Origin of the sequence: Brevundimonas sp., assembly GCF_031412435.1 — a bacterium.
Classification (GTDB): domain Bacteria; phylum Pseudomonadota; class Alphaproteobacteria; order Caulobacterales; family Caulobacteraceae; genus Brevundimonas.
Window position 1 is genome coordinate 1 of the sequence record NZ_JANODA010000075.1, and the last position, 7,700, is coordinate 7,700.

General features: G+C 67.6%; 7 protein-coding genes and 1 tRNA gene. 5 read left to right on the forward strand and 3 right to left on the reverse strand.

What is annotated here, in order from left to right:
- Nucleotides 1-241: 241 nt before the first annotated feature.
- Nucleotides 242-328, reverse strand: a tRNA-Leu gene (locus RMO01_RS14440).
- 198 nt (nt 329-526) lie between these two features.
- On the opposite strand from RMO01_RS14440, the gene RMO01_RS14445 reads away from it, so the two are divergent.
- Nucleotides 527-1,522, forward strand: a complete 996-nt coding sequence (locus RMO01_RS14445) for a complex I NDUFA9 subunit family protein (RefSeq protein WP_309629759.1) — start codon at nt 527-529, stop codon at nt 1,520-1,522.
- A 57-nt stretch (nt 1,523-1,579) separates the two neighbouring features.
- On the opposite strand, the gene RMO01_RS14450 is transcribed toward RMO01_RS14445, so the two are convergent.
- On the reverse strand, nt 1,580-2,491 hold the full coding sequence (locus RMO01_RS14450) for a 2-oxoglutarate and iron-dependent oxygenase domain-containing protein (RefSeq protein WP_309629765.1): 912 nt from the start codon (nt 2,489-2,491) through the stop codon (nt 1,580-1,582).
- A 254-nt stretch (nt 2,492-2,745) separates the two neighbouring features.
- Between RMO01_RS14450 and RMO01_RS14455 the strand changes: the two genes are divergently transcribed.
- The 4 genes from RMO01_RS14455 (at nt 2,746) to RMO01_RS14470 (ending at nt 6,319) form a co-directional block, all read left to right on the forward strand.
- The gene (locus RMO01_RS14455; protein ID WP_309629760.1) at nt 2,746-3,420 is read left to right on the forward strand and encodes an OmpA family protein; all 675 of its coding nucleotides are present in this window, start codon (nt 2,746-2,748) and stop codon (nt 3,418-3,420) included.
- A 168-nt stretch (nt 3,421-3,588) separates the two neighbouring features.
- On the forward strand, nt 3,589-3,774 hold the full coding sequence (locus RMO01_RS14460; RefSeq protein WP_309629761.1) for a hypothetical protein: 186 nt from the start codon (nt 3,589-3,591) through the stop codon (nt 3,772-3,774).
- Nucleotides 3,775-3,817: 43 nt separating this feature from the next.
- Nucleotides 3,818-4,951 carry an aminotransferase class I/II-fold pyridoxal phosphate-dependent enzyme gene (locus RMO01_RS14465; protein WP_309629762.1) on the forward strand — a complete coding sequence of 378 codons (1,134 nt, stop codon included), beginning with the start codon at nt 3,818-3,820 and terminating at the stop codon, nt 4,949-4,951.
- Nucleotides 4,952-5,104: 153 nt separating this feature from the next.
- Nucleotides 5,105-6,319, forward strand: a complete 1,215-nt coding sequence (locus tag RMO01_RS14470) for a tetratricopeptide repeat protein (protein ID WP_309629763.1) — start codon at nt 5,105-5,107, stop codon at nt 6,317-6,319.
- A gap of 3 nt (nt 6,320-6,322) precedes the next feature.
- Here RMO01_RS14470 and RMO01_RS14475 read toward each other — a convergent pair whose 3' ends face one another.
- On the reverse strand, nt 6,323-7,333 hold the full coding sequence (locus tag RMO01_RS14475) for a class I SAM-dependent methyltransferase (protein WP_309629764.1): 1,011 nt from the start codon (nt 7,331-7,333) through the stop codon (nt 6,323-6,325).
- Nucleotides 7,334-7,700: the final 367 nt, after the last annotated feature.

Here is a 7,700-nt window from a genome sequence, read left to right on the forward strand (position 1 = left end):
GGCACCGGAAAGCCTCCAAAGCTCGTCATAGTCGCCGTCATGCGAAAGCTCGTCGAGGCCGCAAACCTCATCCTCGCCAGAGGCCAACCATGGGCCAAAGCCAAACCCGCCTGAACATGGTTGCTCACCCGACCGCGCCAGAACGACGGCTCCGCCGCCGTGCGCGGGCTCCCTCTCCCGCAAGGGGAGAGGGCAGAAACGAAAACGGCGCCGCACCTTTCGGTACGACGCCGTTTGAAACTGGTGCCCAGGAGAGGACTCGAACCTCCACGACATTTCTATCACTGGCACCTGAAGCCAGCGCGTCTACCAATTCCGCCACCTGGGCCCCGGAGACGCGCGCCGAAACGCGTGCCTGACCGGAAGGCGCGGACCCTTAAGGCAGTGTTTGTGACGGGTCAACACGGTTTTCGGCGCTTTTGTCGCCGCTCTGGCCCCGCCCCCGCGTTGCGGCCGTATCGCCCATCGTCTATCCCCGCCATGCAAGGCCCTTGCGGGCTTTCACGACGCACGCGAGGAACGCCCGATGTCCGAATCCACCCCCGGCCTGGTCACCGTCTTCGGCGGCTCCGGCTTCATCGGAACCCAGGCCGTCCGCGCCCTGGCCCGCCAGGGCTGGCGCGTCCGCGTCGCCGTCCGCAAGCCCGCCCTTGCCCAGGACCTGCGCATCCTCGGCGACGTCGGCCAGATCCAGCCCGTTCGCTGCGACATCACCAGCCCCGCCGACGTGGCCGCCGCCCTGAAGGGCGCTGATGCAGCCGTGAACCTGGTCGGCATCCTGTTCGAGAGCCCGGGGCGCGGCTTCGAGAAATCCCACGTCGAAGGCAGCCGCAACATCGCAGAGGCCTGCGTCGCCGCGAACGTCGGCCGGCTGGTCCAGATGTCGGCCATCGGCGCCGACGCCCGGTCCGAAGGCGAGTACGGTCGCTCGAAAGGCCAGGCCGAAGCTGCCGTTCGCGCCATCAAGCCGGACGCGGTCATCCTGCGACCCTCGATCGTGTTCGGGAACGGCGACGGCTTCCTGAACCGCTTCGCCTCCATGGCCACGATGAGCCCCGCCCTGCCCCTGATCGGCGGCGGCGAGACGAAGTTCCAGCCGGTCTGGGTCGGCGACGTGGCCGAGGCCATCGCCCGCTCGGCCGTCCGCTCAGACGCCGCCGGCCGCACCTTCGAGCTGGGCGGTCCGGAGGTCTGGTCGTTCAAACAGATCCTCGAATACATCCTGCGCGAGACCGGCCGCAAACGCCTCCTGGCGCCCCTTCCCTTCTTCGCGGCCTCGATGATCGGATCACTGGCCCAGATCACAGCCGTCCTCGGCATTCCGCCGGTCCTGACGCAGGACCAGGTCCTGATGCTGAAGACCGACAATGTCGTGGCTGCGGGCGCGGAGGATCTTTCGACGTTGGGGATCGAGGCCACCGGCCTGGAGGCCATCGCGCCATCCTACCTGTGGCGCTACCGCCGGGGCGGCCAGTTCGCCGTCAGCCCCGGCGCGACGCAGGCGGAAGCCGAACCAGCCTGATTTTCTTTCGCCATTCCGGGCGAGCGAAGCCTAGACCCGGAATGACGAAAGCAGGGGTCACAGCAGCCGGATTTCCTTCAGCCGCTCGGTCAGGAAGTCCTCGGCCATGATCGACTTACCGGCATAGCGATCCGGGTTCTCCGGCGTGACCGTCGACGGCAGGGTCTCGATCACGAAGTCCGGGTTGAAGTGCAGGAAGAAGGGCGTCGAATAGCGCGCGAAGCTGGCCCGGTCCGGCGCGGGATTGACCACCCGGTGGCTGGTCGACGGCAGGACGTGGTTGGTCAGCCGCTGGAGCATGTCACCGATGTTCACCACCAGGGCGCCCGGCGGCGGCGCCACCTCCAGCCACTCTCCATCGGCGTCCTTCAGCTGCAGCCCGGCCTCTTCGGCCCCCAGCAGCAGGGTGATGACGTTGATGTCCTCGTGCGCGCCCGCCCGCACGCCCGGCGCCCCGGCCGGCACCGGCGGATAGTGAAGCATGCGCAGGATGGAGTTCCCCAGCTCGACCTTGTCCTCGAAGAAGTCGTCACCGAGCTTCATGTAGCGGGCGATGGCCTTGAGCACCTTGCGGCCCAGCTGGTCCAGGGCCTCGAACATCCCGTAGAAATGCGGCCTGAAACCCGGGACCTCGGTCGGCCAGACGTTGTCGCGCATGTACCGGCGATAGGGATGCCCCTCCGGCAGTTCGCGCCCGACGTGCCAGAACTCCTTCAGATCCACGGCGGCCGCTCCCTTGGCCGCCTCGACCCCGAACGGCGTCAGGCCGCGCGCCCCGCCCGTGCCCGGCTGGTGGTACTGCCGTTTCACGTCTTCCGGCAGGGCGAAGAAGGTTTTCGCGTCGTCGATCGCCGCCCTGATCACGTCCTCGTCCAGACCGTGGTCCGAGATCACGGCGAAGCCATAGCGTTTGAACGAGGCGCCCAGATCGTCGCTGAAGCCCTGGAAGTCCTTGTCGTAGCGCGACATGGAGACCGGCCTGATGCCTTCGGCGGCGACGGAAGGGGCGTCGAGGGTGGAGGTCACAGGCGGGCCTTTCAGTTCGTGCGCGGCGATCCAGAGAGCGCCGGGGAGACGTTCATACGCCCTGCCGACGAAAATTGGCAGATTGAGGTCGCAATGTCGCGTCCATCAGGTTTGTTCATCCCGGGGTCAGGGTGGAACCTCCACCGTAAGGCGACGTTTGCCGTCGATACGGACGCGTACATTCAAAGGACCAACTCATGCGTATGAACCTGATCGTCACGGGCCTCGGCGTCGCCGCCATGCTGGGCGCCACCGCCTGCACCACGACCGACCCCTATTCCTCGTCGCCGACCCGCAACAACACCGGCACCGGCATCCTGGCAGGCGCCCTGGGCGGCGCGGTGCTCGGCTATCTGACCAACACCTCGGACGGCGAGCAGGGCCGTCGCAACGCCCTGATCGGCGCCGGTGTCGGCGCCCTGGGCGGCGCGGCCGTCGGCAACTACATGGACCGCCAGCAGCGCGCCCTGGAGGCCCAGCTTTCGGGCACCGGCGTCGGCGTGGCGCGTCAGGGCGACAACCTGGTCCTGCGGATGCCGTCGGACGTCACCTTTGCCGTGAACCAGTCGAACATCGAGCCGCGTTTCGACGCGGTGCTGTCCGATGTTGCGGCGGTGTTGCAGGAGTACGACCGGTCGGTGGTGGACATCGTCGGCCACACCGACTCCAGCGGCGGCGACGCCATAAACCAGCCCCTGTCAGAGCGCCGCGCCCTGTCGGTCGCCGACGCCCTGATCGGTCGCGGCGTGCTGCGCGAACGCCTGTTCGTCGCCGGCCAGTCGTCGCGGGTTCCGGTCGCCTCCAACGCCACCGCCGAGGGCCGCGCCCAGAACCGCCGCGTCGAGATCCTGATCCGTCCGTTCACGGGCTGATCCACGCTCAAGCAGTGAGGGACCGCGTCCCGAGCGATAGTGCTTCAACAGAGTTCTGGCCGGCGCCGACAGGCGCCGGCCAGAATATGTTTAACGCACACGGTTCAGTGACTTGCGTCCTGATGTTAGGCGTGGTCCTTGAGCCTGCTGACGACTCGGGGGAGCGGCATGGATCAGGACATCTGGAATCGCGGCGACGGTCATCTGGCGCAAGGCGCGAAGATGGTGGTCGCAGCCGTCGCGTCCGCCGTCGTCACCGCCACCCTCGTCATCGCCATCGGCCAGTCGATGATCGACCGCCAGCCCCCTGCCCGTCCGGCCTCCGACGCCGTCCTGATCCGCACCAGCGGCTAACCCCCGGCTTGCGGAAATCGGCGACACAGCGTCACCTGCACCGGTGACCGCACCCGCCCGCATCCCCCTGTCCGCGCCCGATATCGGCCCCGCCGAGCGCGCCCGTCTGCTCGAGACCTTCGACGCCGGCTGGGTGTCGTCGGCCGGTCCGGTGGTCGAGGCGTTCGAGCGCGCCTTCGCCGAGGCGACCGGATTCGCCCATGCAACGGCCGTCTCCTCCGGCACCGCCGCCCTGCACCTGGCCCTGACGATGCTGGACCTCAAGCCCGGCGACGCGGTCATCTGCCCGACCCTGACCTTCATCGGCGGCGTCAGCCCCATCGTCCATGCGGGCGCGAAGCCGATCTTCGTGGATTGCAGCCCCGCCGACTGGAATCTCGATCCTCGTCTGCTCGAACAGGCCTTCGACCGCGCCCGGGCCGAGGGTCTGACCGTCCGCGCGGTGCTCCCCGCCGATCTCTACGGCCAGTGCTGCGACATCGACGCGATCCGCGAGATCGCCGACGCCCATGGCGTTCCGGTGATCCTCGACTCGGCCGAGGCCGTAGGCGCGACCCTGAACGGCCGCCACGCGGGCCACGGCGCGGCGGCGGCGGCCTTCTCTTTCAACGGCAACAAGATCGTCACGACCGGCGGCGGCGGCATGCTGGCGTCCGGTGACGGGGCCTTGATCGCCCGCGCCCGCAACCTGGCCGCTGCGGCCCGCCTCCCTGCGGTTCACTACGAACACGCCGAAGTCGGCTTCAACTACCGGATGCTCAGTCTGGCCGCGGCCCTGGGCCTGGCCCAGATGGAAACGCTGGAGGCCAAGGTCGCTCGTCGCCGCGCCATCTTCGATCGATACGAGGCCCGACTGGGTGGTCGCTATGGGGTCGCCTTCGCTCCGGAGGCTCCCGGTCGCCGCCACACCCGCTGGCTGACCGTCATGCTGGTGGACCCCGAGTTCGTCGCCAGCCCCGACCGCCTCCGCATCGCCCTGGACGCCGCCAACATCGAGGCCCGACCGGTCTGGAAGCCGATGCATCTGCAGCCCGTGTTCCGGGACGCCCTGACGATCAACGACGGGGTAGCCGAGGTGCTGTTCGCCAACGGTCTGTGCCTTCCCTCAGGCAGCGCCCTGACCGACGCCGACATCGACCGCGTCTGCGACGTCATCGAGGCGACCTTCGACACCTGACGGGCTGATCGCGGCATTGGCCCTCTGCGTCCGATGTTCTATGTGTCCGGGATGGGGTCGCTTTCCGGAACCGCGCTCGAAGCGGACGAGCTTTTCCGCAGCAAGGATGTGGTCGTACGACGCGTTCCGTCGGGGAACGCCGATCGTTGGGTCGTGACCTTCGACCACTACGGCATCGGCCACGGGTTTGATCGGCCGGGGTTCGGCGAGGCCTATTTCCAGGCACAGGGCATCTCCGCGATCCATGTCATGGGGCGAGGCGATGACTGGTATCAGTACGCCGACATGGACGCTGCAATGGCGACCGTTCGGGCGGCGACCGAGGGGGCGGTTCGGGTCGTGACCTATGGATCCAGCATGGGCGGCTATGGGGCGCTGCGCTTCGCCGACGCCGCCGGAGCCACCGACGCCCTGGCGCTGTCGCCCCAGTATTCACTTGATCCGAAGGTGGCCGCGCACGAGCGGCGTTGGTCTCAGGACTTCCGTCGCATCCGATGGCGGCCCGACTCGAACGGGCCGATCTCCTGTTCGGCCCGCGCCGTGGTGGTCTACGATCCGATCGGCCCGGACCGCTGGCACGGCGAGCGGATCGCCCAGGATATCGCCTGTCACCTCATCCGCCTGCCCTATACGGCCCATCCCGTAACGACCTATCTGTCCGACGCAGGCCTTCTGGGCCCATTAATCGCCGGATTGCTGGACGGTGACTTCGACCCGCAGGCCTTCCGACGAGAGGCCCGTCGGAACCGAAGCGCCAACGGCATCTACCTGGGCGAACTCGCCGCCTCCCAACCGCGTCGCAGGGTGGCGACAGCGCTGTCTCTGGCGCGTCGCGCCCTGGACGTCAGCCCGGGGAACTGGCACGCCCAGGTCAGCCTGGCCCGCCTGCTCAGTCAGGAGGGCCGGCACGACGAGGCCCTGTCGATCCTGGCGGTCTTGGTTCAGCAGAGCGACCGCTCCCTGACCTACGTGGTCGACCTCGGCAACGCCTTCCTGCACGCCGGCCTTACGACCGAGGCCCGGGCGATCGCCGACGAGGTCCTGTCGCGGGCGGGCGACGTGGCCCATCTGCATGCCTGGGCGGCCCATATTTGCTGGCTGAACGGAGACGTGGCGGACGCCCGACGCCTCATTCGCAGGGCCGTCACCCTGGATGCAGGAAACCGGGTCTATCTGAGAGCGATCATCGACTACCATTTCGGCGCGCCCTACATAGCGGGCGTACGGGGGGTCAGGGTCACGTCGTGGCTTCGGCTGGCCCGCTGGATGATGAAGGCGCCGCTCCGCCCAGAGCCGGCCGAGGCCGTGAGACGCCCGTTCCCGTTCCGTCGTCGGCAGGACGATTCGGCGTCCGACAGCGCGGGCTGACGGTCAGGCCGCGCCGCGCTGGACGATCACGCCGATAGAGGTCGTGGCATAGCCCATGAGCGCGACCGTCAGATGAGGTTCCGCGCGGTAAGGCGGCAAGTCGATATAGACATCCACAGGCTTCGTCCCGGGTTCGAAGTCGAACACTGCGGCATGGTGCCCGGCCGCATTCAACCGCGTGGCCAAGTCTTCCAGATCGCTGCGCCGGAACAGGACGGTCGACATATTGTCGACGGTCTCGGTGTCCGAACTCACGTTGAACTCGGTCGTATGGACGGCCCAGCCGCCGGGCTTGAGGCAGGCCACCGAGTTGACGATGAAGTCCAGACCTCTCTCGATCGAACCCAGGTGCTCCAGGGCGCAGGCCGACCAGCAGAAGTCGAAGTCGACCAGATCGGAGGGGATCGCGTTCATGTCGCACTGACGCATCGAGACATTTTGCTCGAACAGGTCGTCGGGACAGACCTGCGGGCGACGCAGCGCCGCCTTGTCCATCGCGTGCTGGGAGGACTGGATCCAGCCCTCGGCGGCGGCCGCGTCCGGGCTGAGGTCGGTGGCGACAACTTCGCATCCCTCGGAGGCGAAGAAGGCTGGCAGGGGCTCCAGGCCCACGCCGAAGCCGAGGCCACGCAAGCCGGGCTTCACCGCGCCGCGCTCCCACAGGGCCTGGCAAATGAAGACGAACTCCCAAAGCTTGCGGTGATAGCGGAGCGCCTCACCCAGTCGTGCGGTCCAGAAGGAGAAATAGGGTTCCTCGAAGCTGGACTGGCGGCACATGGTCGCGGCCGGGAAGGCGTTCTCTGCCGGTTGGCCTGGCACCAGCGGCGGCTGGTTCCGCCAGAGCGACGGGTCTGGGAGGGACAGCGCCGTGAGCATCGTGCGCGTCTCGCGACGGTGCTCGTCGAACGCTAACGACATCGCGGCCTGATGCTGAGTGATCAGCCTGAGCCGATCTTCGGCGCGACGGATGCGGTCCGGGAGGCCCCCCAATAGGATCTTGAAAAAGCGAAGCATGGCGCGTTCCGAACCGAGATGTCTGCCGGCACGTTCGGCAACGCGCGGATAACCTGGAAAAGCGTGGTCCGTTTGCCGATGACCTCGACCGGCGTCAACTGCGACGTCTGCCTCGGGCCGTCGAAAGGCGAGACGGTCGCAAGAAGAAACGAGCCCGCCGATCTCGATCGAGATGGGCGGGCTCGCATTGTCTTGTCTGATAGCATCGGGGCTTTCGCCCCGCCTTCGACGTCTTCTATTTCGGTCTGATAGGGTCCCGCTCCTTTGCGGGAACGGGACCCTTGTCAGTCGTTCTTAGAAGTTGATGCCGATGGTGGCGCGACGGTTCAGAGGCTCGCGAACGCCGTCGGCGGTCGGACGGGCCAGG

Bases quoted from the DNA above. Each gene is read 5' to 3' on its own strand.
- RMO01_RS14445 (WP_309629759.1), top strand. From the start codon at position 527: ATGTCCGAATCCACCCCCGGCCTGGTCACCGTCTTCGGCGGCTCCGGC.
- RMO01_RS14460 (WP_309629761.1), top strand. From the start codon at position 3,589: ATGGATCAGGACATCTGGAATCGCGGCGACGGTCATCTGGCGCAAGGC.
- RMO01_RS14450 (WP_309629765.1), bottom strand. From the start codon at position 2,491: ATGTCGCGCTACGACAAGGACTTCCAGGGCTTCAGCGACGATCTGGGC.
- RMO01_RS14475 (WP_309629764.1), bottom strand. From the start codon at position 7,333: ATGCTTCGCTTTTTCAAGATCCTATTGGGGGGCCTCCCGGACCGCATC.
- RMO01_RS14455 (WP_309629760.1), top strand. From the start codon at position 2,746: ATGCGTATGAACCTGATCGTCACGGGCCTCGGCGTCGCCGCCATGCTG.